The organism is Bacillus sp. AFS059628, assembly GCF_002571225.1.
Lineage (GTDB): Bacteria > Bacillota > Bacilli > Bacillales > Bacillaceae_G > Bacillus_A.
In genome coordinates, this window is the sequence record NZ_NVEC01000059.1 from 1 (window position 1) to 26,551 (window position 26,551).

At 37.2% G+C, this 26,551-nt stretch carries 20 protein-coding genes and 2 pseudogenes; 4 read left to right on the plus strand and 18 right to left on the minus strand.

Translation table 11 applies throughout. The features are described 5' to 3' along the window. Positions 1-209: 209 nt before the first annotated feature. From COL05_RS19800 to COL05_RS19840, 9 genes are all read right to left on the minus strand, one after another. Positions 210-557 carry a hypothetical protein gene (locus tag COL05_RS19800; protein WP_142337579.1) on the minus strand — a complete coding sequence of 116 codons (348 nt, stop codon included), beginning with the start codon at positions 555-557 and terminating at the stop codon, positions 210-212. Positions 558-588: 31 nt separating this feature from the next. Continuing rightward, positions 589-750, minus strand: a complete 162-nt coding sequence (locus COL05_RS31455; RefSeq protein ID WP_098669849.1) for a hypothetical protein — start codon at positions 748-750, stop codon at positions 589-591. Between the two features lie 178 nt (positions 751-928). Further along, a complete protein-coding gene (locus COL05_RS19810) occupies positions 929-1,774 on the minus strand; it encodes an exonuclease (RefSeq protein WP_098669850.1) in 846 nt (281 codons plus the stop codon). A 342-nt stretch (positions 1,775-2,116) separates the two neighbouring features. Continuing rightward, positions 2,117-2,317 (minus strand): cold shock-like protein CspB, encoded by a 201-nt coding sequence (cspB, locus tag COL05_RS19815; RefSeq protein ID WP_001179150.1) that lies wholly within the window; start codon positions 2,315-2,317, stop codon positions 2,117-2,119. Between the two features lie 216 nt (positions 2,318-2,533). Beyond that, positions 2,534-3,433, minus strand: a complete 900-nt coding sequence (locus tag COL05_RS19820) for a WD40/YVTN/BNR-like repeat-containing protein (RefSeq protein ID WP_098669851.1) — start codon at positions 3,431-3,433, stop codon at positions 2,534-2,536. A 16-nt stretch (positions 3,434-3,449) separates the two neighbouring features. After that, complete coding sequence (locus tag COL05_RS19825) at positions 3,450-3,893, minus strand: flavodoxin (RefSeq protein WP_098669852.1); 444 nt, start codon at positions 3,891-3,893, stop codon at positions 3,450-3,452. Positions 3,894-4,022: 129 nt separating this feature from the next. Then, the gene (locus COL05_RS19830; RefSeq protein ID WP_000070938.1) at positions 4,023-4,643 is read right to left on the minus strand and encodes an acetate uptake transporter; all 621 of its coding nucleotides are present in this window, start codon (positions 4,641-4,643) and stop codon (positions 4,023-4,025) included. A gap of 86 nt (positions 4,644-4,729) precedes the next feature. Continuing rightward, entirely contained in the window at positions 4,730-5,125 is a 396-nt protein-coding gene (locus tag COL05_RS19835; RefSeq protein ID WP_098669853.1) for an NUDIX hydrolase, read from the minus strand. Continuing rightward, on the minus strand, positions 5,122-5,463 hold the full coding sequence (locus COL05_RS19840) for an ASCH domain-containing protein (RefSeq protein ID WP_098669854.1): 342 nt from the start codon (positions 5,461-5,463) through the stop codon (positions 5,122-5,124). The genes COL05_RS19835 and COL05_RS19840 overlap by 4 nt, the downstream gene beginning before the upstream one ends. Positions 5,464-5,602: 139 nt before the next feature. Between COL05_RS19840 and COL05_RS19845 the strand changes: the two genes are divergently transcribed. After that, a complete protein-coding gene (locus tag COL05_RS19845; protein WP_098669855.1) occupies positions 5,603-6,160 on the plus strand; it encodes a CatB-related O-acetyltransferase in 558 nt (185 codons plus the stop codon). Positions 6,161-6,197: 37 nt separating this feature from the next. Here the strand turns inward: COL05_RS19845 and COL05_RS19850 are convergent. Then, positions 6,198-11,313 (minus strand): annotated as a pseudogene (locus COL05_RS19850) (DUF7507 domain-containing protein); the annotation flags it as partial. 778 nt (positions 11,314-12,091) lie between these two features. Between COL05_RS19850 and ltrA the strand changes: the two are divergent. Further along, positions 12,092-14,023 carry a group II intron reverse transcriptase/maturase gene (gene ltrA, locus COL05_RS19865; protein ID WP_098669856.1) on the plus strand — a complete coding sequence of 644 codons (1,932 nt, stop codon included), beginning with the start codon at positions 12,092-12,094 and terminating at the stop codon, positions 14,021-14,023. A 180-nt stretch (positions 14,024-14,203) separates the two neighbouring features. On the opposite strand, the pseudogene COL05_RS19870 reads toward ltrA, so the two are convergent. Further along, a pseudogene (locus tag COL05_RS19870) lies at positions 14,204-16,471 on the minus strand (DUF7507 domain-containing protein); the annotation flags it as partial. 116 nt (positions 16,472-16,587) lie between these two features. Here COL05_RS19870 and COL05_RS19875 point away from each other — a divergent pair. Continuing rightward, entirely contained in the window at positions 16,588-17,337 is a 750-nt protein-coding gene (locus tag COL05_RS19875; RefSeq protein ID WP_098669857.1) for a (S)-benzoin forming benzil reductase, read from the plus strand. Between the two features lie 34 nt (positions 17,338-17,371). Here COL05_RS19875 and COL05_RS19880 read toward each other — a convergent pair whose 3' ends face one another. The 6 genes from COL05_RS19880 to COL05_RS19905 form a co-directional block, all read right to left on the minus strand. Continuing rightward, positions 17,372-18,205, minus strand: a complete 834-nt coding sequence (locus tag COL05_RS19880) for a GNAT family N-acetyltransferase (protein WP_098669858.1) — start codon at positions 18,203-18,205, stop codon at positions 17,372-17,374. Between the two features lie 66 nt (positions 18,206-18,271). Next, positions 18,272-19,798: an argininosuccinate lyase gene (gene argH / locus COL05_RS19885; RefSeq protein ID WP_306475319.1), complete on the minus strand. Its 1,527-nt coding sequence runs from the start codon at positions 19,796-19,798 to the stop codon at positions 18,272-18,274. A gap of 80 nt (positions 19,799-19,878) precedes the next feature. Continuing rightward, positions 19,879-20,988, minus strand: coding sequence for a serine hydrolase (locus COL05_RS19890; protein WP_098669860.1), 1,110 nt, complete (start codon positions 20,986-20,988; stop codon positions 19,879-19,881). Between the two features lie 117 nt (positions 20,989-21,105). After that, on the minus strand, positions 21,106-22,047 hold the full coding sequence (locus COL05_RS19895; protein ID WP_306475320.1) for a nucleoside hydrolase: 942 nt from the start codon (positions 22,045-22,047) through the stop codon (positions 21,106-21,108). A 114-nt stretch (positions 22,048-22,161) separates the two neighbouring features. Then, a complete protein-coding gene (gene panF, locus COL05_RS19900) occupies positions 22,162-23,595 on the minus strand; it encodes a sodium/pantothenate symporter (protein ID WP_098669862.1) in 1,434 nt (477 codons plus the stop codon). Between the two features lie 3 nt (positions 23,596-23,598). After that, on the minus strand, positions 23,599-23,877 hold the full coding sequence (locus COL05_RS19905; RefSeq protein WP_000800722.1) for a YhdT family protein: 279 nt from the start codon (positions 23,875-23,877) through the stop codon (positions 23,599-23,601). Between the two features lie 272 nt (positions 23,878-24,149). On the opposite strand from COL05_RS19905, the gene dhaS reads away from it, so the two are divergent. Then, positions 24,150-25,634 (plus strand): aldehyde dehydrogenase DhaS, encoded by a 1,485-nt coding sequence (dhaS, locus tag COL05_RS19910; protein ID WP_098669863.1) that lies wholly within the window; start codon positions 24,150-24,152, stop codon positions 25,632-25,634. Positions 25,635-25,685: 51 nt separating this feature from the next. Here the strand turns inward: dhaS and fabG are convergent, their stop codons facing one another. Next, positions 25,686-26,426, minus strand: a complete 741-nt coding sequence (fabG, locus tag COL05_RS19915; RefSeq protein WP_098669864.1) for a 3-oxoacyl-ACP reductase FabG — start codon at positions 26,424-26,426, stop codon at positions 25,686-25,688. Between the last annotated feature and the right edge of the window lie 125 nt (positions 26,427-26,551).

The window sequence follows — 26,551 nt, forward strand, 5'->3', positions numbered from 1 at the left end:
CTTTTGGGACAACCTCTTTTATTTTGAACTTAGTTGACGTTTATATTAAAAACCGATTCTACTAAGAATCGGTTTTTCTGCTTTATAACAAAATATGCTTATTTTTAATCCAAAAGGACATTTGTCACAGGATTCAGTAGATTCGTTTTTTGTTGTACAAGTGTATTTCCATTAGAGTAGTCACTATGTATATTAGTAAAATGAAAATTTCACTTCACTACCTCTAACTTATTGTACTCGTAAAAAGATAATTGAAAACGATATTCCGGATGCTCTCTCACCCAATCGTAAACTTCTTCTAAAATATCCATTTTGTTTTGTAAGTCATTCAGTTCACTACATTCATCCTTTTCCTGTTTGCACAGAGGACAAAATCCATTCACTATTTCGACACTCGTTGCCCTAATCGTTTTACTTTCTAAGTCAACTACTAAACGAAGAAGAAGAGAATGCTCTTTTTTTGTAGTCACCGTCATTTCAGCAATCCCATCCTCATTCCAAAAGACTCCGTTTAATTCCATCTGTACGTTGACGTCTTTAATATCTAAGTCTATCACTATCACACCTCCCTTGTATAAAACTCATATTTTACTCTTCAACTTTAATCTTTAATACACCACGCTTTAAAGATATATTAACCTTTTTCCAATTCTTCTTCTTTGCTATGAAAGGAAGTATAATTACCGCTAATAGCGTGGTAAATATTATCCCAAAAACTAAAACTGTTACAATGTTAAAGATTGCTTCCATTCAACTTTACCCTCTTTCATTTCTATGGGCTCTAATTTTATGAATATATTAAAAAATTTCTTACCACACCTTAAATTTCAAAGTAGCACAACAAATCAATTGCTATTTAATATGAATATTTTATTCACCTATAAAAACAATGACGTTACATTTATGTAGCTAGAAATAAAGAAGAATATCATTTAACCTCTGCATTCTTCTCCATCTCAGCCAAATACCTAATCTGCCTTTCCGCTTTTCTAACCGCCGTACGAAAATGCTTTTTCAGAAGTTCTACTGTAGGTTCACCTATATAATATCTTTCCGTAATACTTTCCCACGTGTCACTACTTTCAAATATACTCCAAACGAAAGGACGCTCAGTATTTTTTCTCATTTCTTTAAATACCCATTTTCGCATCTTTTTTTTCGCTTTTTCTGTTAGTTTTCCGTTCTCTACTAGTTCAAGTTCACCATGTCTTTTGTACCGTTTATGAATATCTCTCTCGCTATATACTTTCAAAAATATGTTTGCTGTATTCTCAGCGTCTGCCAAAGCTCTGTGTTGCTTTCCTTCCCATGTTAAACCGAGCTGTTCTACTGCAAATTGTAAACTTGGTGTATGCTCAAATAATTCTTCATACGCTTGGAAAACAAATTTCTGCAAATCAAATTTGCTCTCTTTTTCCATAGTTGGGCATTCTACACCGTGTAACGTACAATCATGAGATAGAAAGCGATAATCTTCTCTTCCCCATGAAACAAATATAGAATCTTCTCCGATAAACTGAATAAATTTCTCTATAATTTGCGGAAATTTCTCTATACCCATTAAATCTTTCTTTGTAATTCCTGTTAATTTTGTCGTATGGCGAGTAAGTCGTGCACCTGGTTTTACTAACTCCGAAAATTCTCCAATTACCTTCATTGTACTCGCTTCTATTTTTACAGCCCCGATATCAACTATCTCTGACGGATCGTCTGATTTATACGGCCTGAAATTTCTCTCTATATCAAACACAATAAAATGTGTAGCGTTTTCCAATTTATTTACCTCTTTCTACATTCCTTTTCACAAACATACTTTATCCTGCTTTAATGGGCAGTAAGACCCCCACCTCAAAATTCAGCGAAAGCAAAGAATTTAGGTGAGAGTTGGGCTGCCCATAAAAGTCCGATTGGTGAGGACTAATAATCAATGGGGGATGAAGAACCCCCCACTGATTAAAGTTTCTCTTTATTTTCAGTATTCATTTATTCATACACTTTATGCATGTAATACTTCGTCAAAAAACGAAAATTCAATCTCATTATGCTATGTACATAGGAGGTTATTCAATGAAAAATACAAAAAAAAAAGAAGGGCAAGCCCTTCTTTTTTCCATAATTACTTCTTGTTAACGTTAGTAGCTTGAGGTCCACGGTTACCTTGTTCTACTTCGAAAGTAACTTCTTGACCTTCTTCTAAAGTTTTGAAGCCTTCGCCTTGGATAGCTGAGAAATGTACGAATACGTCTTCTCCGCCTTCAACTTCGATGAATCCGAAACCTTTTTCTGAGTTAAACCATTTTACTTTACCGTTTTGCATGTAAAAAATCCTCCTACAATGTACCTATATGTACATATTCATTTTCAACCACTTTACAAAAATAAGTCAGACATTAAAAAAACTGCAACTCTGAGGAGATTTAACATTGCTATCCTCCTCGGAAGTTACAGCTCATTTAAATCTCTATATTATTAAAAGTAAAATGGTTTAAATATAATATATCATATCAATATAATAAAAGCAAAGTTTTTTTTGCTATACAACTTTTTTCTTCCATTGCATTGCTTTTGATTCACCTGATCCAGCTACAACATAGCCTTCTTTTTCGTTCACAATGCGCCAGCCATGCCCTTTAACTGAGTCACATACTGTAACAATTCCTTCTTCTAGAAGTACACGACAGACATTACTAATCCCCGCCTTATTTTGCGTTGACGTTGTATATAGCACATGCTGATCTACACTTAAGTCTAAATAGCTACTTGCTTTTTGCTCGCTTTGGCATGTGTGCCAATATGTTTTTTCACACGCAATACTTTCATCTATTTTACAAAAAGAAATATTCCCGCTAATTCCCTTGCACGATCCACTTGCTGCTACTAAATAAGAATTGTGTAAAGTCAACGCTGAAATCATCTGATTCATCACCATTTTAATCCTCTTTAATTTATGTGTCTCCAAATTAAAGAGCCAAACGCCACCATATTTAGCATGTATTTTTGTGCCGATAAATAGGTAATGTTTATATAAAAATAACGATCGAATAGATGGTGCCCCGCTACCATACTCAAGAAATGGATGAATAGTTTCCCATGTCGAACCAAAATCATTAGAATGATACAACGTTTTATCTCCATGAGCAATGACAGTTCCTTTTTCATTACTACACACATTCCAACTCGTTGCTTTTGTTGGAAAACGCTGAACTGTCCAGTTCTCTCCACCATTCATACTACGAATAAAAATTCCTTCGTCACCTACACCATACACTATATTACCTTCGCTATGTAAATCCCTAATTCGTTTTTGAAAACCATTTAAAATTTGTTTCCATTCTCCGTCTTGTTCAATAAATAAGCCATTATATGTAGTAGCTAACATAAGCTTTCCATCTCTTAACTTTGTAATAGCGGTCGCACTTAACATTGTCTCCATGTTGACACTCCCATTCTTAGAACTTCTCAGCAAATGCAATGGCAAAATTACTACATTTTTCAACATCCTCTTCATCTTCTGGAGCTAATTCGATTTTCAATCCATCTTGTACAAGCTCTGCACCGCGTTCTACAAGTTTCTCTTCAAATATCGTTACCGCTTCACAAAACAGTTCATACGCCGTATCTCCTGATCCGAATACCGCTACTTTTTTCCCTGATAAATCTATATTTTCTAAGTCATCATGGAAATCTTCCGCTTCAAATGGTAGTTCACCATCGCCCCACGTATAAGACCCTAAAATAATTCCATCATAAGCCAATAATTCTTCAGCATCCATGCCTTCCATTTCTTGCAAGACTACTTCATGATCAAAAGCATCTAAACTAACTTTAATTAAATCAGCAATACTCTCTGTATTTCCTGACATACTTGCATAAGCTATTAAAATTTTCGCCACTTCGGCATCCCCCTCTTACAATAAATGATTCTCATTATCATTATATTAATAATGAGAATCAATTTCAATTATATTTTTTTATCCCACAAAAAAAGCACAGATGACTATACAATCATCTGTGCTTTTTTATTACTTTTTAAAAATACCGAACGGCTTTCCGACTGGTAAAACAACTTTTCCAAAGTGTGTATTTAACACTGCTGCTGCTGAACCATAGAAAGATAATAATGAAATAAGAAGTTCAGAATATGCTGCTAAATTATGCATTGCATGCGGCATAACACCTAAAGTACTTAATGAAAGACCAATAAATAAGAAATCAATAAGAACGAAAATCATAAATAATACTTTATGTGTTTCCATTGCACCAATTGTCATAAAGATTGTGAAAATCAAATATCCGATAAAGGCTACCCCAAGCTGTTTTGAATCTGCAGCTTGTGCTAATTTTTCGCCAAATACTCCAAGTTGAATTAACCAAGTCATTCCAACACCTAACCAAAATAGGCCATACGCACCGAATGCTGTTGTACCGAACGTATTGTTATGCTTTGCATCGTGAATGCACGCAAAGATTTGTGCAAATCCTCCTAAAAAGATTGCCCATGGTAATACAAGAGAAACGCCATCCGTTAAGCCTAACTTTTGAGATGATGCTACAAGTGTTACCATCGCTAATCCAAATAGACCAATTCCAGATGGATCTGCTGTTGTCATTTTCACATGATGTGTAGTTGTTTGATTGCTCATATAAACCTCCTGATTATAAACATACTCGAATACAATACTTAAATCAGAAGGCTATGTCAATGGTTTTTTTTGTATGTTGTCAGACCTTACTTTTTATAATGATTACATATACTTCCGACCACTTCATACGGTTTTATATTCACTTTTTCCAACTCTTGTATCGGCAACCATAACGGAATATAACTCCCTCTATCTTTTATTTCGAATTCTTCAGCTTTACCACTTCCGAAAACTCCACCTATAATATGGGCATTAAAATAATACTCCGTACCCTTATACTCCACCTTTGCAATTAGATGCTCCACTTCTATATGTACCCCTAACTCTTCATAAGCCTCTCGCTTCGTTGCTTCTTCGGGTGTTTCTCCTTCTTCAATTCCTCCCCCTGGAAAAACATAATATGTTTCCCCGTCTCGGATACGTTTTATAAGTGCGATTTTCCCTTCCTGCACAATGATAGCCACGCCGCGATTTCTTATCATTTTATTACCTCAATACGAATCGCAACTGTTCCCCACTTTTCTTCTTGTTCTTTCGTATATATTTTGTATGTACTTTCTAACATTTCCTCTAAACTATCATTTTCACAACCCAATAATTTTTTATCAATTTGTTCGTACATTCCTTTAAAGCTTTCGTATCGTTTTATTTCCGTTACTTTTACAGTGATCGTTTCCTCTGTCGTAAGATTCGTAAATACAATATGATCGCCTCGTTTTATAAGTTGACGTTTCGCATCGTATAAACGTACTTCATATACTTTTTTTCCTAATTGAATTGACTGAAAAGGTTTATTATATAACCCCATTTCGTATATCATTCATTCCACTCCCTTTTATTCGTTGCGCTTACTACTATATTTGTGCATTACCAATTCATACAACACAGTTCACCTTATTCCAAGTTGCATATAATGTTCCATATCCATTACTTGCTTTAGAGAGGATGCTAAATTCGTTATGTTATATTTAAATCAAAAACCTGAATATAATAAATATGATATTGGTGATTATACTTATAGTAAAGTAGGGCCAACCATTTTTTCTTGGAACGATGAAACAAAATTAAAAATAGGAAAATTTTGTTCGTTAGGAGAAGAAGTCGTTTTCATACTTGGCGGCGAACATCGCGCAGACTGGATAACGACTTATCCATTTAACGCTCTCTTCAATGAAGGAGCACATATTACTGGTCACCCTTCTTCAAAAGGTGATATCGTAGTCGGCAATGATGTATGGATTGGTTATCAATCCTGCATTTTATCTGGTGTTACAATTGGTAACGGGGCCATCATTGGAGCAAAGAGCGTTGTTACAAAAGACGTACCTCCATATGCAATTGTAGCTGGTAATCCTGCAAAATTTGTTCGATATCGTTTCCCGCAAGAAACGATTGACAAACTAGAGAATCTCGCATGGTGGGACTGGGATATTTCTGTTATAAAAGGAGCTATTCCATTTCTACTCTCCAACAAAATCAACGAGTTTTTTACCTCATCGGAAAATGAATCTATATGATAAAACCCAAAAGAGCATCNNGATGCTCTTTTGGGTTTTATTTTTTATGTCCGTGCAACTGATTACACGGAGAACATGAAAACGGAATTTTATCTAGACAATTAAAGTTCGTTTCACAAATTTGTTCAATCGTTGGAACGAACGGTATGACCACAATATTACTTTCCATTATTTGCGTAACAGGTGGTAATACTGTGCCTGCTTGATGTTCGAAGCGAATACTCGCTTGATTTATATAATTCCCTGAACCGCTTGGTGCTCTCTCCACTACTACTTGGAATGAAACTGTCCGTGCCTCACCCGGATTTAAACTACCTATAAGAAATCCTGATACTGGATTTATATTTGGCACTAGCGTATTATCAACCTTTACACTTCCAAGGATAAATCGAACACTACTATCTAACATATCTTGAAAACGAATATTTTGTATGATAGTATCCCCCGTATTCGTGATAACTGTCGTAAACGTAATAACATCGCCTATCGTTGCTGTTTGATGATCTGCGGTTTTTACAACTGTCGTTGAAACATTTTGAGGAATAAACGGAATAACAACTGTATTGCTATCGCCTTCAACTACTACAGGCGCTTCATTTGGATTCACAGTTGCAAACCCATTCGCTGTAAGCAGTATTTGTAACTAAATTATTTATTTGTCCTCCTGTTATGACGACTTGGAAATTAATAATTGTTGCATCATTTGGCTGAAAATCACCTAACGGAATACCTGTATTCGGGTTGGCAAATGGGAAAGGTACATCATTTATAACAGCAATTCCATAAGTGACAACATCTCCTACCATCGCTACTTCAAAATCCGCTCCTTTTGCAACAAATAAGATTGCCGTATTTACCGTCACGATAACTGTATTGCTCGTATCCATCACTGTAACTGGCGGTTCTCCTGGTACTAAAATATATTCGGCTAACGCCCCAGCAAGGTTCACTACTGTACCACCATCTGGAAAACTTATAATCATAGCTTCATATGTTACAAGTGCCGTCTCACCGACTGGAATGTCTGGTATCGTAAATCCAACCTGTGGATTTACTCCTGGCTGCGGAACTCCATTTATCGTTACACTATTTGGAACAAATTCAGCTTCCTGAGATAACACGTCTATAAATTGAACATTCATCGCATCAGCCGTACCAGTATTTAATATACGAACTGTATACGTTACCGTTTCTCCCACTCCAACAACCGAATGATCTACTTCTTTCAACATATCTAAACTACCTCGATTTACTGGTGTGACTGTCGTATTGCTTGAGTTCGTAATTGTAAACGGTGGTTCTCCTGGAATCAATTCGAAATCACCAGTTACTCTCGCCGTATTCATAATGCTACTAGAAGGTGGAATTGCGATTACATTTACTTCAAATGTAATTACTATACTGTCCCCTACTGCAACATCTGGTAATGAAAAGCCTACAAATGGATCTAAACCTACTTGTGGAATTCCATTTATTTGTACACTTCCAGGAACAAATTCTAAACTAGGTGACGGAACATCGATAAACTGAACATTCGTCGCTATTACCGTTCCCGTATTTGTAACTTGCACACTATAAGTTAACGTATCCCCTAATCGTGTTGCTTGCTTATTTACGGTTTTTATAACATTAAATCTTCCTCTATTTACCCTTGTTATTGTCGTATTACTCGGTTCAGTTACTACAACCGGCGGCTCTCCTGGTACTAAAGTAAATCTTCCTGTTATATTTGCAACGTTCGTAATGGTTCCTGATGACGGGATGTTTGTAACTGTCGCTTGGAACGTCACGATAACTGTTTCACCAACTGGTATATCTCCAACTCCAAAACCAGTAATCGGATTTAAGTTTGGTTGCGGGGTTCCATCTATCGTTACACTATTTGGTATAAATGACGCTCCTGCTGAAATCGTATCAATAAACTGAACATCATTAGCTGTTACCGTTCCTGTATTCGTTATTTGAACTGTATACGTTAATACATCTCCAACGAGAGTAGCAGCCCTATTTACTTGTTTAATAACATTAAATCTTCCTCTGTTTACAGTTGTAAGTGTTGTGTTGCTCGGTTGGTTTACTATAACTGGTGGTTCTCCTGGTATTAGTATAAAGCTTCCCGTAACATTCGCGGTATTAGCAATTGTTCCGTTTGATGGGACACTGACAACTGTTACTTGGAACGTAACTTCTACACTTTCACCTGGGCTTATATCTGGAAGCGGGAATCCATTATTAGGATTGAATCCAGGTTGTAGCACACCATCTATCGTTACACTATCTGGTATAAATGTGATTGAGGACGGTAATACATCACTATATTGAACATTCGTCGCTACCACTGTACCTGTATTTTGAACTACTGTTGTATATGTGATTGTATCACCTACTGCAACAACCGGCTGACTTACTGATTTTAAAACATTCAAACCAAGTTCATTAATTTCTGTTAATGTCGTATTACTTGTTGTTGTTTCGGTAATAGGCGGCTCCGTTTCACTTACAGCAAATGTAGCTGTAACGTCTACAAAGTTAACAATCGTTCCACCTTCTGGTATGCTTGTAACCACTTCCTGATATGTGACAAGTACAAAATCATCTACAGGGATATCTGGAACTGGAAAACCAATGAAAGGATCTAATCCTGGTGCCGGCACCCCATTTATGCTCACACTTCCCGGTACAAATGCTACACCGGCAGAAGTTGTATCTATAAATTCAACATTCGTCGCTGCCACTGTACCAAAATTAAAGATTAATACATCATACGTTAATATTTCTCCAACCGTCGCTACCTCTTTATCGACTAGTTTTAATGGAAATATAGACGCTATATTAATTGTCGTAACGACTAAATTCGTTAATATCGTTTCTGTAATAGGTGGCTCCTGCGGATTTGGTTGTGAAGTAAATGTAACATCTGCATCATTTAATATGACTTCATTATCTGGAATCTCCGTAATCGTCACTTGGAACGTCACAGAAATACTCGCTCCAGCATTCAATAGTGGACTAACTGTAAAGCCTATTTCCGGATTTAAACCAGGTTGCTGTACCCCGCCTATCGTTACACTATTTGCTACAAACGCTGTCCCTTCTGGAATGACATCTTGGAAGAGCACATCTGTAACAGGGATAATTCCTACATTTGTTATTAACACTGTATACGTTAATACATCTCCAACAGCACCAGCGGCAATATCAACTGTTTTTGTTGCTGTTACTTCACCAGGAGGCGGCAACGGTATCGTAACTACTGTCGTATTACTTGAATTTGTCGTTGTTACAGGAGGCTGTAAAGGATTTAATAAAAAAGTGGCTGTAGCAGATGCCGTGTTTAGTACAGCTCCGCGCGTGGATGGTGCAACAACTATCACTTGGAACGTTACTGTCAATGATGTGCCAGCTGCAATATTAGGAAGCGGAAAACCTACATTTGGATCAAATCCAGGTTGAGGCGTTCCATTTATCGTTACACTATTTGCTACAAACGTTGTTTCTGGAGCAATTGGATCAATAAAAGAGACATTCGTTGCTGTCACTGTTCCGTTGTTTCGAATAACAACAGAATACGTGTAAGTTTCTCCAAGTGTTGCTTGTTGTACAGATGAAGATTTTTGTATATTTAATCGAGCTGTATTTACTTGTGTCACTACAAAATTACTATTTGTAATAGTCGTTATAGGAGGACCAGTTGGATTTATAAGGAAACTGGCAGTAACATTCGATTGATTTCTTATATTCCCACCACTCGGAACACTCGTCACTGTAACTTGAAACGTAATCGTAGCCGTTTGCCCGACCGGAATATTTGGTACTGGGAAACCTGCCATAGGATCCGCGCCTTGCTGTACGACTCCGTTTATCGTCACACTATTTGCTACAAACGCAGTACCAGACGGAATCGGATCTTGAAAAATAATATTCGTTGCAGGAACAGTTCCTGTATTTTGAATAAGAATCGTATACGTTAACGTATCTCCTACTCCTGTTTGCGTTGTATTTACACTCTTCATTATATTAAGTGATCCTACATTCACTCGCGTCACTACAATATTACTAATCGTTACAACTGTAATCGGTGGCTGGAGAGGACTTACTTGGAAATCAGCAGTGACATTCGCATTATTCGGAAGAACTCTATTTGATGGTACACTCGTAATTGTCACTTGAAAAGTAACTGTTACCGTCCCTCCTACTGGAATATTAGCAAGTGGAAATCCAGTTGTTGGGTTTAAACCTGGTTGAGGCGTTCCATTTATTATTACACTATTTGCTACAAACGTTGTTCCAACTGGAATTCGATCAAGAAATGATACATTTGTCGCTGCTACCGTTCCACTATTTTGTATACGAACTGTATATGTTAACGTATCTCCTACTCCTGCTTCAGTAGCACTTACACTCTTCCTTACATTTAACCCTGAAGAATTCACCACTGTCATAACAGTATTACTTGGCACCGTTACAGTAATTGGTGGTTCTGTGGGATTTACAAGAAAATCTCCAGTTACATTCGCATTATTTACGACATTATTTCCCTGTGGAATTTCATCAATTAATACTTCAAACGTAACAATTACACTCGCACCAACGGGTAAATTATTTAATGGGAATCCGAATTCTGGATCTGCCCCTTCTTGTAAGACCCCATTCACAAAGACACTGTTTTCAATAAATAATGTACCTTGTGGAATTGAATCTTGGAAAAATACATTTGTTGCTGGTACACTACCTGCGTTTATGATTTCGATTGTATATACTAAAACATCCCCTACCGTTGCAACATCCGTATTCACTGATTTCACAACTTCAAAGTTCCCTGATTGTACAGTTGTATTCACAATGTTACTCGGAACATTGATTGTTACGGGGGGTTCACTCGGATTCACTTGAAAACTTGCTGTTACATTTGCTTGATTTAAAATATCTTCATTTTCTGGATCCTGTACAATTAATACGTCAAATGTGACTACAACTGTTTGAGCCGCAGGAATATTCGGAAGAGAAAATCCTGTATTTGGATTCAATCCACTTTGTGGTACTCCATTAATTGTTACAGAATTTGCAACAAATGAGACAGCGGAAGAAATAGTGTCTTGGAAAAACACGTTTGTTAACGGAACGTTTCCTGTATTTTGGACGGCAATCGTATATGGTGCGAGACGTTCTCGAGTAAGTAATGCGGAAGTATAGGCGACAACGAGGACTATTCTTAATTGTAGAAATATCGAAAACAATAAAGAGTAGGATAACTGTTCAGGCGAGTGAGAGGAATGAAGGAGTAACGCCCCGAAACTCTCCCAGTGAGATTCCCAACTGCATACACTCGGCAGAGTGAGATGTTGGAAGCAGGGTAAAACATGCGGTTACGGTTCGTAGTATCTATATGGATAACCGAAAGCCAGCAGGAATAATAAACCGGCTGGAACTAACTAAGTACCGTATGCTGTCAACCGACAAGGTGAGAATGTGTAAACACTGACGAACTTGCGAATGTACACCTCGATAGGTTTACGGGTCAGAAATGATTCGGAGTCTGAAAATAAGACTTGTCTAATGGATTGGAAACATCGCATAGTGACCAATCCTAACGTTGTTACAGGCAACGGAGCTAGACACGGGGTAAAGCAAGCACCTAAATCGGAGATCGAAAGATCTTTAAAACAACGATAGTCTGAACGGAACGTCGAAAGCCACTAACGTTGGGTCTATGACTCTATCGGCGGATATAGTTGAATACGAAACGGGTAACCGAGGGAAGTATTCTTAATAGTGGTGAGAGTAGTGGCACGACCGTTGAAGATTCTGTAATGGAATTGGAGGAACAGCCACAAGCCTATTTGTAGGAACTGAAATTTCATCTAATCTTGCATGGATTCTGGTAAGACACAAAAGGTCACCACAAATCAACATGAGAGTAGGTGATAGACCATGAATGATAAAACTAAGTCCACTCTAAAGGATAAGAAACTACGACACAGCGAGTACTACGGTATTCAACCTGTCCTAGACGACTTATACCGAAGAGCAACAAAGAAAAATTCTTTCAAAAATCTAATGCCTATCATTATATCAGATGAAAATATACTTCTCGCGTTTCGTAACATTAAAGGAAACAAAGGGAGTAAAACAGCAGCCTGTGACAATGTAAACATTAATGATATTGAGAGGATGGAACAAAGCTATTTCTTGAATGAAGTAAAAAGACGCTTTCAAAACTACCAACCGCAGAAAGTAAGGCGCAAGGAAATACCGAAACCCAATGGAAAAACCAGACCTCTGGGAATACCAAGTATGTGGGATAGGATTATCCAACAATGCATCTTACAAGTAATGGAGCCTATCTGTGAAGCACACTTCTGTAACCGAAGTCATGGATTTCGCCCAAACAGAAGTGCTGAAAATGCTATAGCAGACGCAACAAAACGAGTAAATCAGCAAAACCTTACATATGTGGTGGATGTAGACATTCAGGGTTTCTTTGACGAAGTAAGTCACGTTAAACTCATGCGCCAACTATGGACACTGGGAATTCGTGACAAACAACTACTAGTCATTATCCGTAAGATATTGAAAGCGCCAGTGCAACTACCTAACGGCAAAACGATATTTCCAACCAAAGGTACCCCACAAGGCGGTATCCTTAGTCCACTCCTCGCCAATATTAATCTTAACGAATTCGACTGGTGGGTCAGTAATCAATGGGAAACTTTCAAAGCCAAGAAGGTAAAGCCGAGATTGAAAGATGGGATTTGGAGTAATGACACTGTAACATACTGTCTATCCAAAACATCCAAGATGAAACCAATGTATATCGTAAGATACGCAGATGACTTTAAAATCTTTACAAATACACGTAGGAATGCAGAGAAAATTTTCGAAGCAACTCAAATGTGGTTAAAAGAACGTCTAAAACTGCCTATTTCAACCGAAAAGTCTAAAGTAACCAATCTGAAAAAGCAACAGAGCGAATTCTTAGGTTTCACTCTTAAGGCTGTAAAGAAAGGTAAGAAGAAGAACGGTGACACACGACACATTGCAGTAACACATGTCTCTCCCAAAGCACTGGAAAAAACAAAACAAGATTTAGCAAAACAAGTGAAAAGGATACAGAGAACCCCAAACTCTAATGAAACAATTAAGAGAATCAGTATATACAACAGCATGGTCATTGGTAAGCACAACTATTATAAAATAGCAACGCATGCTTCCCTGGATTTCAGTAAAATGAGTCATAGTCTTGGTCACATGATGTATAACAGATTCCCCAAGTCAAAAATTAGAGGAAAAAGCAATACAAACGGATACACGAATATAGGGAAATATAAAGGGAAAGACAAAGGTATTCAACCATACCTAAAGTCAAAAATGATGAGATTTCTCATGAAATGTCCTATTTTACCAATCTCCTATATTCAACACAAAAGACCGATGATGAAAAAGCAATCCATTAACAGATACACCGCAGAAGGACGAGCCCTGATACACAAAAACTTGGCAGAAATAACTGAAGCGGAACTGAAATGGTTAAGAGAAAATCCAGTTATAAATGAACGGGCAACCATAGAGTACAATGATAATCGAATTTCTCTTTATATTGCACAAAAAGGAAGATGCAGTGTAACAGGTGAGAAACTCTCGCCTTGGGACATTCACTGTCACCATAAGCGATTATGGAGTGAAACAAGGGATGACAGCTACAAAAACCTTATCATCATCAAGCCAAGTGTCCATACACTAATACACGCAACCAATAAAGAAACCATAAACCAATTCCTCAATCAACTAAAACTCAACGAGGAACAGTTATGCAAACTTAATAAATTGCGGAAATTAGTCAAAAACGAGGAAATCTGTATGTAATCACAAAATGAAGTGGATATGAAAGATGAACAACTAGCGTTGTTTGCTTAGAATTTATCATTATTAGATGAAAAGAAAACTACAATATAGGTGGACCGCGGTATGCCGTGAAAGTGGCACGTACCGTGCGGATCGGGGGAAAAGTTGGAGATAACCTCAAAGACTTACCTATCGACAATTTAAAGTGTCCCCTACTGCCGCTTGTGTCGTATTCACTTCTTTTATTACATTTAAACCGCCTGTATTCACTTGTGTCACAACTGTATTCGTTTGTCTATTAATCGTCATTGGTGGTTGATTCGGAATAACGACGAAATTAGCAGATACATTTCCACGATTCGCAATCGTGCCTCCTGATGGAGTAGATGTAACCCGTACTTGAAATGTAACCGCCCTACTTCCGCTTGGAGAAATATTTGCTACCGCAAACCCAGTCGAAGGATTTGCTCCAGGTTGTGAAACCCCATCTACAGTCACACTATTTGCGATAAAAGTCGTTCCAACTGGAATCGGATCTTGAAAAATAACATTTGTCGCAAGTACATTTCCGATATTCTCAATTGTAATAGTGTACGTAAGAACGTCATTCACTGTCGCAAAAGCTTTATCCACTGTTTTTCTCGTTCTTATATCAGCTATATTAATAGTAGTAACTACAGTATTACTTGTCGCTTGCCCTGAAACTGGTTGTTGGCCAGGTACTGGAGTAAAGTTAAAGGTTGCACTCGCACGGTTCTGAATTGGATTGACAAGTGGATTAGATGTTACTCGAACTTGAAAACGCACTACAGTCGTTTGCGAAGCATTAATACTTCCTAGATTAATACTACTTGCTGGATTTGCTCCTGGACGTGCTACTCCATTCACTGTAACACTATTTGGAACAAATGTTGTTCCACCAGGGATACTATCGACAAAAATAACATTATTTGCAGTGACATTCCCATTATTCGTCACATTAACCGTGTATGTTAATACATCATTAAGTGTTGCAGTCTGTAAATCTACAGATTTTTGCATACTTATAGTTGCTTGATTCACTGTCGTTTGTACTGTATTTGAAGTAGACGTACTTGTAATAGGTGGACTACCGACGAAAGGACGGAATTGATATGACACCATTGCGCGATTTGGAATGGGATTCGGGTTCGGAAACGATGTTATTCGCACTTGAAAAGTAACAATTCTTTGCGTGTTATTTGGGATTGTTCCTAAATTAATTCCATTAGCAGGGTTCGCATTCGGCTGTGTTACTCCTCCTACCGTTACACTACCTGCAACAAACGTCGTTCCGTTCGGAATACTATCACGTAATACAACGTTTTCTGCACTTCCTGTCCCTGTATTTGGGACCGTAATCGTATAAGTGAGAGTATCCCCTACCCCTGCGACTGTTCTATTAACCGATTTAACAGGATTAATAATTGGCCCCGTTGCATCAATTTGAACACCAAAGCCAGCCGCAGCATATCCATCTCCATTTGTAACGAATCGAACCGTTGCTGACGTTTGATTATTTACTAATGATGCAGAGGCATTTACATTTGTAATATCCCACCCTTGTCTTCGGACAGCCAAAGCTATCCCTAAAGGCTGATTCAAATCTCCAAACGTTCCAGTTGTATCTAACTCTCCAATGTCGTTACAAATTTGTGATTGAAAGAAATTATTTGCGGGGTTTCTCGGGCCAGATAATGCAACTGTAGCATTCGCATTTGGTCCAAAGCGAAGTTGATCTCCAACAATGTTGGAATCACCTTCTTGAGCAGTTACGAGCACTCTTCCTGTAACTGCTCCTGTCCCCGGAGTAGCAAATCCTGAAATAGTAGCATCAACTGGTGGTGATGAAGCATCGATAATTTCTTGACCTGCATAAACTGACAAATTCCGCAGCGGCAAACTTGCGTTTTGATACACAACCTCAAGTGTCCAACCAGCCGAACGACTAATAGTTGGATCAAATGAAGTTCTTGCAGCTGGCACTGCACCTGTAGTATAAGTTCCTGCCCCACCTGCACTAACAAGATTCGTTACATTGGCAGAGCGTGCATAATAAAACTGATTTCCTACTGAACCTTGCTGTGCAGTAGCAGGATCTGGCGTAACAGAAAACGTCCCTGCTGGCGTTGTAAATGTAATGTTATCATTTAAAAATGGTAAAACATCTTCCGTATCAGTCCGGAAAGTACCAGCCCAAACTAATTCTGCATATAACACACTGCTTCCCGCTGGAAGGTTTAAAATTGCACTTGAAGAATTCAATTGCCATTCATCTGTTGTCCCTGCTGGGAATCCTGGTACTTGCAGCGCTGTATTTACTGTCGTAAACACAGCAAGTGTACCAAAAATATTGCCTGGCGCAGGCGATGTAGGGCTAAGCCCTAACGTATTCCCCGTAAAAGTGACGGCACCAGGTACTGTTGTTGTAAAACGATTTATAAAAGGCACACAATCATCTCATTTCAATTATAGTAAAAAGTGCTCTATACTATAAAATGTAGACAAACTATGCAATGTACTTTGTCCAACAAAATTCCGCACATACGAGAGGAGATTACTACACTATGCGCTATATTATCGTAACAGGAACTTCACAAGGTTTAGGTGAGGCAATCGCCGCGCAATTGTTAGAAGAAAACACGAGTATCATCTCTATTTCTAGAAGAGAAAATAAAGAGCTTACGAAACTTGCACAGCAATATAACAGCAATTGTGTTTTCCACTCCTTAGATCTTCAAGATGTACATAATTTAGAAACGAACTTTAACGACATCATTTCATCTATTCAAGAAGACACTGTATCATCTATTCATTTAATTAATAATGCTGGTACACTCGCACCGATGAAACCAATAGAAAAAGCTGAAAGTGAACTGCTCATTACGAACGTTCAAATTAATTTACTTGCACCGATGATCCTTACCTCCACTTTCATGAAACATACGAAAGACTGGAAAGTAGATAAACGTGTTATAAATATTTCATCTGGTGCAGGGAAAAATCCTTATTTCGGATGGGGCGCTTATTGCACGACGAAAGCTGGTATAAATATGTTTACACAGTGTGTAGCAACCGAAGAAGCAGAAAAAGAATATCCAGTAAAAATCGTCGCTTTTGCACCTGGTGTTGTTGACACAAGTATGCAAGCACAAATTCGTGAAACAAATAAAGAAGATTTCATCAATTTAGACCGCTTCATCGCACTAAAAGAAGAAGGACAACTACTGTCACCTGAATACGTTGCGAAAGCAATTCGTAGCTTACTAGAAACCGAGAATTTCCCGCAAGGTGAAGTCATTCGAATTGATGAATAACAAAAGACACGCTCTAATAGCGTGCCTTTTCATTTTATTTCTCTAAAAATATAAGTACAGACTCCGCAATTTGTTCATAACCAATCTCTTGATAAATTTTATTTGATGTCGGATTTGCCAGATCTGTATATAAAGTCGTTGTTTTGTAACCTTCATCTAACATACGTTGACTAAGTGCAGCGACACAACTAGATGCGTGCCCTTTTTTCCGCGCTTCTTTCGGTGTATATACAAAATTAACTGTTATATTGTTTGTAGTTGGTCTCGTTTTTGCAGCTACAGACACAAGCTTCCCATCTACTTCTAAACCAAATAGACGACGGTTAGTAATTAATGTATGAGCGGTTTGGGTCGCTTCTTCTTTCGTAGTAGGCAAATTCACATCTTCGCAAAATTGATATATCCACTGTTCTATTAATGGTAGCTCATCACTACTTACTTCTCTAAAAACTCCATCTCCTTTCCACTTTTTCTTCACTTGTTTTAATTCATATACACCTTGCTCCATTGCAATAGTAGTTTTCTTATTTTCTAACACAGCAATCTCTTCTGCTAATCTCTGTACAATTTTCTTATTACCAATCAATCCAGGAACATTTGGATATACTTTCGTTAATTTTTTTGCAAGTTCCACGATGTCCTCTTCCGGCATTTCAGACGTAGCAACAATGATTTGTTTCTTTTCTTCTGTTTGAAGAAATACAACTGCAATTTCTTCCTCTTGTTTTGCTAGCCCCATAAATATCGGTTGTTGGATCATTTGTAATATACCTAATATGAGATTATTTTCCTGCTCATTCTTTTCTAAAAATGGTGTAACCTCTTCTTTAAAAGTAAGAATCTCTTCATATACATGTAATTGAATCATCGACAATCTCTTCTCTCTATTTATAGTTTCATTAAGTATTGGCGATTAATTCCCTAAATTCCTCTTTTACGATTCAATAATATTCGAAACTAACGTATTCAAATCATTTTCCGCTTGTAAAATTCTCTGTTTTTCTTTTTCAAATACCTTTTCTTCTTTTTGAAATGATTCTTTTCGATTGTTAATCATACGCTCCATTTCTTTTTTACTCGGTCCACCGTATACATTTCTTTTTTGTATAAAAGCTTCTGGTGATACAATTTCTTCCCACTCTTTTTCTAATAATTTTATTTTTAATTTTTCTTGTAAGTATATATTTACATCTTTTACATGTAATTCATGCAGCTCTTTTTTCTGCTCCAATGATATATTCGCAATAACACTCGCTGCCTGATGCGCATGTCGAAATGGAATGTCATAGTTTTTCGTTAAAACATCTGCGAAATCAGTTATCGTAATTGCATGTTTATAAGAACGGCTTTTTAACGTTTCTTTTTCTACTTTCATCGTTCGAATGACCGCATTCATAATACAAAAAACACGAATAGTCTTTTCAATTCCTTTATATAAATACGGCTGCAAATCATCTTCTGTATCGACAATATCACCAAATGGTGTATTATGAATCATTTGAAATACTGTAAATGCTTCTCCTAAAGCACTACTCGTAATCGCACGGGCATGTTCAATGGAAACAGGATTTCGCTTTTGCGGCATAATGCTACTAATTTGTACATATGGCTTTGCAACAGTAATACCACCATATTCTTTCGTCGCTAATAGTAAGAAGTCATGAATCCATCTACTCGTATTCGTCATCATTACCATCAGTAACAAGCTAACTTCTAATAAATAATCGGCTCCAGCAACAGCATCATATGAATTCTCAATTACATTTGTAAATCCAAGTAAATAGGCAACTCGCTCCCGTTTAATTGGAAAACTTGTTGTGGAAAGAGCCGCAGCCCCCATTGGAGATTGATTTAAAAGTTTGTACGTTTTTTTCATCCTTTCTAAATCTCTTTGCATCGTATCATAAATCGCTAACGTATAATGACCAAATGTAGTTGGCTGTGCTGGTTGTGTATGTGTATAAGCTGGCATAATCGTTTCCTTATGCTCATCGGCAAGTTGCAACATACTTTCTTGCAATAACAAATGATGCTCCATTAATCGTAGTACATATCGCCTTAAACTCATACGATACATCGTTACACCCATATCATTTCTACTTCTACCAATATGCATATTACTTACATAATCGCATTTTGCTTCTTGAGAAATTAAATGTTCGACTAAAAAAAAGAGATCTTCATGCTGCTTTGTATATAGCAATTGCTCTTTCGGAATTCCCTCTATCTTTTTTAGGGCGTGTAATATAACTTTAGCTTCTTCCTTTTTCATTAACTTTTCTTCAGTCAGCATTGTAATATGCGCTTTATGCACTTGAAACATATCTTTTAATAAGTAATTTCGCTGAAAATGAAATACATGTTGTAATACACAATCCACATATGTTTTCCCAGGGAAATCAGCGCCTTCACTCTTTATAAACTCTTCTTTACTTTGTTTCATCACCTTTTCCCCTCTCACCTAAGTATTACTACCCATCATACCCAGTGATAGGAAAAAAGTGCTTGTATATAAAAAACTCGGTGCTCCCTGCACCGAGTTTATTTAATAAAAGTTGCATCATACTTATCACTTTGCAACACTTGGAAATGTAAGTTTGCTAAATGTTTACGTATTTCTGCACTGTCTTCCTCATTTAAATTATTTGCTAAAAACACGATTTCTGTACAGTTCCCGCGTTTATCCATTGCATAAACTGCTTTTGTAACTGTCCATGGTGTATAGCCATTTTTTTGCCCTGCATGTCTAAATGTTTTACGGTATTTCTTAGCGCTCATATCTGTTTCAACGATATTCGCCCACACTTTTTCTTCTGCGTCTGTCAGGCCACCTTTATGATTTGCCTTTTGAAGCAGTACCATATAATCGTTTGCAGAAGCTGCTGGTAATCGATCAGACCAAATTTTATCGTAACGTTCCTCTAAATAAAGAGGAATTTCCTTTTGTAATAATGGTCCCTTCTTTTTTAAGCGTTCATGAATAATCATTGCATATTCACGATATTGCTCTTGAGACATTTCTTTTAACTTTTTCTCTATTTTATATTTCGGAACATGTAGTTCTTTATGCAAATATCCAGGGATGTATAAAGATGAAACAATCGGAAATAGCGGCTGATGTGCTGGAAGGGATAAACTTTGTAAATTTCTATTAATATTATCTAACCCTAACACTTCCATTAAATATTCAGCATTCGCATTCGAACTAAATTTAACCATTCCTTTTGCCACTTCTTCTAAAGAAACTGCCCCTTCTGTTATCTTATCTGTCTTTTGCAAATACCTTTGCCATCTATCTTGTGCACCGCCATCTGTATTCGGTACGTAATAACGATTCACATCATTTATGGAAACGAAACTAGACGGATCAATTTTCCCTTCCGTAACTTGTTTCGTATATTCAAGCGCCACAATTAACTTCATCGTACTAGCAACTGGCAATACAACATTCGGATTTACAGAATAAACGACTTTATCATTTCTTTTTACTAGAAGCGCGCTATTTTTTTCATCTTTGTGTTCTTCAATAAAGGATGCGATATACTGCGCATCATCATTATTTGAACTCCATACTTTTTTCACTAAAAAATTACCCGATATTAGCAAAACGAAAATACCCACAATTACTGCGCATACTATAGTTTTTTTCAAGTAAAATTCCTCTCCTATTGTGTAACTCTTGTCTATTTATCTCTTACAAACAAAATAGTGGAGATGCTTATTTTAATAATCATCTCCACTATTTTAACTTGTATCCTCTTATTATGTCTACGTCATAATTTTTACGAAGTCTTCGAGAAATTTTTTATAATGCAATGACCAACCAATTCGAACCCAATTCTTTAAAGCTTTTGCATCAGGTTGAGGACGAAAGTCAGCAATACTTTCTCCTTTGGCAATCCCTACTGTATCTACATCGACACGGCGGTATACATAGTCCAAAATAGACGGATTCGCCGCAACCATCATTGTGACAACGTCATGCACTGGACTCCCTTTTATTTTCGGATTAAGCTTTCTATAAGCTTTATAATAATACGTAAAAATCGGTTCAATTAATTTATTAAAATTCGTTTTAGAATGTTTCGTAATGTATTTCACCATCTCTGGTGTAATAATTGCTTCAGATGTAACGTTAAGTGGCACTAATGTCACATTCTTGGCGTTTTGCATCACTAATTGTGAAGCAATGGGATCACCATGAAAATTTGCCTCTGCAACTGGTGTAACATTTCCAGGCATTAAGAAAGAACCGCCCATTATATAATATTCTTTCACATACTTCATCATCGGCTTTTCTAAAATAAACGCTGTCGCAAGTGTCGTTGACCTGCCAGCATCAACAATGATTAATTCTCCTTTATATTTTTCAAGAATATCAAAAAACACACAAAAAGGCTTTATATTCGGAGAAAGATTTTTCGGAGGACGAATTGGTCCTAAACCTTCTGCCCCGTGAATTTCCGGATAGTATGTTGTAATATCTCCAGATAAAGGAATCTTCGCACCATTAATAATCGGTATATCTTCCCTGCCTGCTAATTGTAATAAATATGCTGCATTACTCGTCGCCTTTTCTTGCGTTACATTTCCGTATCCAGTTACTACGCCAACAATGTCAATATCAGGATGCAACAATCCATACATAATTGCTAAAGAGTCATCAATTCCCGGGTCTCCTAAAAATAATACTTTTTTCATCGACCTCAACTCCATCCCCCTCAATTGTTATTAATTTATGAATAGTCATTGATATACAGAATAAAAAAGAACAAATTCATACGAAAAAACGCAGTCCTATAAGGACTACGTTCTTCATATAACCTATACTGTTTTTTTCACAGCACTCATACTTCCAATGATATAAGCGATAAACGCTAAGCAAATTGGGAAGACCACTGTATGTATACCGAACGGATTTGGGTAGAAAAGATGAATACACATATATGAGCCTACTCCAACTAAAATAGAAGCGAGTGCCCCTGTTGCATTTCCTTTCCTCCAATATAATCCTAATACGATTGGCCAAATGAATGCTGCTTCTAATCCACCGAAAGAAAATAAATTTAACCATATTAAAAAATCTGGTGGTTTAATCGCTGCTGCATAAACGAGCAGTCCTACCATAGCAGTAATCCATAAACTTCCTTTTCTAATCGTACTGTCTGCGGCATCTTTATTTATGTAATTTACGTATATGTCTTTAATAATTGATGAGCTTACAAGTAACAATAACGAGTTTACTGTAGACATAATTGCTGCCATTGGTGCAGCTAAGAAAACTCCAGCTAACCAAGGTGGCAATACTTCCATCGCGAGTAGCGGCATTACTTTATCTGGTACCGTTATACCTGGAAGTACGACTCTTGCGAACACACCCGTTAAATGCATACCAATCATAATTGTACCTACAACAATCGTCCCAATTATTAAAGCTTGGTGCATCGCTTTTGAATTTTTATAAGACATGGCACGCACGCTTATTTGCGGTAAACCAACTACACCAATTCCAATTAAAATCCAAAATGATGTTACATATGATTTCGTTAAACTGCCATCTGCTCCGAATGGTGTAATTAAATTCGGATTGATTTGAACAAGTTCCTGCATAATCTTTTCAATTCCACCACCGGCAATGACAGTAGCAATTAAAATGATTGTCGTTCCAACTAACATAATAATACCTAATAACGTATCTGATAAAGCAACGGCACGGAATCCACCAATTAATACGTACACAAGTACAGAAAAAGTAAATAAAAATAGTGCTGTTGTATAAGAAAGACCCGTTAACGACTCAATTAATCGACCACCGCCGACCCACTGAGCTACTGTTGCTGAAAATAAGAAAATAATAATACATAATGCAGAAAGTATAACAACTGCTTTATTATTATATCTTCCCTTTAAATAATCGATAAGAGTAATGGCTTCCATCTTCCTAGCGATAATTGCAAACTTTTTACCGATAACCGTTAAAACGATGTACCCTGTTACAACTTGAATCGCAGATAGTAGTACCCATCCAAGACCCATATTGTATGCAATACCAGGACCACCAATAAAGCTGCTTGCACTACCATACGTAGCGATCATTGTCATCGCTAATAATAAACCGCCAAGCTCACGCCCACCAAGAAAATATTCTTGCAAAAATTTATTATGAGCCGTTGCTTGCACGCGTCTTGAAGCATATACACCAATTAAAAATACAACGATAAATGAAATTATCATTGGAATGATTACATACCAATTCATCTATTATTCCTCACTTTTTTCTTCCTCATCGAGTGAAATATCTTGAAATACAAAACGAACAACTAAACTAAGTAAAATAACCATAACAATAAATCCAACGATACAGCTATAAAAAAACCATGCTGGAAAACCGAATACATATGTATATTCACTTGGATTTTTACTACCAAGCCCATAAGCAAATCCGTACCATATTATAAAATTAATAATAGCAAGTCCAAGACCAATTAACGCTTCTCTATGGGCAATTCGAAAGCGTGGATCATCATGATAATTCTTCATTTTCTCCCTCCTCTCACGATGTATTATTGTACCATTGTTCTTCTAGTTTTTCCTACTAGAAAGCAAAAACAAGCAGGATTTTTTATAATTATATAGAAGTTTCTCTTACATTACATATTTTTTACAATTGTAACACAAATGAAATTTGAATTTTCAGTATTTGTTAATTATGATTTAAATTAGAGGCTTTCCATCTAGTTCCCACATCCTTGACTTCGGAATAAACGCCGTCTCGTACTGCGTTTACATTATATTTTCAAGGGGGTTATACAATGAGTCAACTAGCTGTAAATCTTCATGAAAAAGTAGAAAAGTTTCTTCAAGGTACAAAAAAGTTATATGTGAATGGATCTTTCATTGAAAGCGCTTCCGGTAAAACATTTAAAACACCTAACCCAGCAACTGGTGAAACACTTGCCGTCGTTTCTGAAGCTGGTCGCGAAGATATTCATAAAGCTGTCGTTGCAGCTCGCATGGCTTTTGACGAAGGTCCTTGGTCATGTATGAGCACTGCCGAGCGCAGTCGTCTTATGTACAAATTAGCTGATTTAATGGAGGAACATAAAGAAGAGCTTGCACAGCTCGAAACGTTAGATAACGGAAAGCCAATCCGTGAAACAATGGCAGCAGACATACCACTTGCAATTGAGCATATGCGCTATTATGCTGGCTGGGCGACGAAAATCGTTGGTCAAACAATCCCTGTTTCTGGTGATTTCTTTAACTATACACGCCATGAAGCTGTTGGTGTCGTTGGTCAAATTATCCCTTGGAACTTCCCACTTCTTATGGCAATGTGGAAAATGGGAGCAGCGCTTGCTACAGGATGTACAATCGTTTTAAAACCTGCAGAACAAACTCCACTATCCGCTCTATATTTAGCTGAATTAATTGAAGAAGCTGGATTCCCGAAAGGTGTTATTAATATCGTTCCTGGATTCGGTGAATCAGCTGGACAAGCACTTGTTAATCATCCACTCGTTGATAAAATTGCATTTACTGGTTCTACTCCAGTCGGTAAACAAATTATGCGACAAGCATCTGAATCATTAAAACGCGTTACACTTGAGTTAGGCGGAAAATCACCAAATATTATCTTGCCAGACGCCGACTTATCTCGCGCGATTCCTGGTGCACTTTCTGGTGTTATGTTTAACCAAGGACAAGTATGCTCTGCTGGATCACGCTTATTTGTTCCGAAGAAAATGTATGATAATGTCATGGCTGACCTTGTCCTTTACTCTAAAAAATTAAATCAAGGTGCTGGCTTAAGCCCAGAAACTATAATCGGTCCTCTCGTTTCTGAAGAACAACAAAAACGTGTAATGGGCTACATTGAAAAAGGGATTGAAGAAGGTGCTGAAGTACTTTGCGGAGGAAGTAATCCATTCGATCAAGGCTACTTCGTTTCCCCTACTGTATTCGCTGACGTTAATGATGAAATGACGATCGCAAAAGAAGAAATTTTCGGTCCAGTTATTTCTGCAATACCTTTTAATGATATTGATGAAGTAATTGAACGTGCAAATAAATCACAATTCGGCTTAGCGGCTGGTGTGTGGACAGAAAATGTTAAAACAGCTCACTATGTTGCAAGTAAAGTACGTGCTGGTACTGTATGGGTAAACTGTTATAACGTCTTTGATGCAGCATCTCCATTTGGAGGATTTAAACAATCCGGTCTTGGCCGTGAAATGGGATCTTACGCATTAAATAACTATACAGAAGTGAAGAGCGTTTGGCTCAACTTAAACTAACGGAAAAAGAACCTGACCTATCCGGTCAGGTTCTTTTCATTATGTATGCCTTTAAACTTGCAGTCCCCCGCTCACATTCAATACTTCTCCTGTAATATAGGATGCGTATTCTGATGCTAAAAAGGCAGCTGCGTTCGCAATATCTTCTGGCGTTCCGATTCTACCAACTGGAATTGCCCCGACCATCTTTTCTTTCACTTTATCTGGTATCGTTTTTGTCATATCTGTATCCATAAATCCTGGACAAATCGCATTACACGTAATACCGAAACTTCCAACTTCTTTCGCTGCCGTTTTCGTTAAACCTACAACGCCTGCCTTCGTAGCCGCATAGTTTGCTTGACCTATGTTTCCTTCTCTACTAATTGAAGATATATTAATAATGCGTCCATACCCTTGTTGTCTCATGTAAAGGAGAGCTGGTTGCATACAATAAAAAACACCAGTTAAGTTTACTTGCATTACTTGTTCCCAAGCAGATTTCTCCATTTTATGTAACATTGCATCTCTTGTAATCCCAGCGTTATTCACTAAAATATGTAATGTTCCGAATTTTTGAACCGCATATTCAATTAACGACTTCGCTTCATTTTGATTACTCACATCACATCGATATAGGCTCACTTCGTATCCTTCATCCGATAACTCCCGTGTCGTTTTTTGTAACTTCTCTTCATTTACATCACTGATTAATACTTTCGCCCCTAGTTTTGCATAAACCTTTGCAATCTCTTTTCCAATTCCCTGTGCAGCTCCTGTTACAACAGCTGTTTTCCCATTTAAAAACTCCATCCCTATCCCCCATTTCTATTACTTATACTGTATATTTCGGCTTTTTACTTTCCAATTCCTCTTTGTATAAAAAAGTCTATTTGTGTCAAACTAACTTTGCAACGTCGCATAAAGTGAAACTTTAA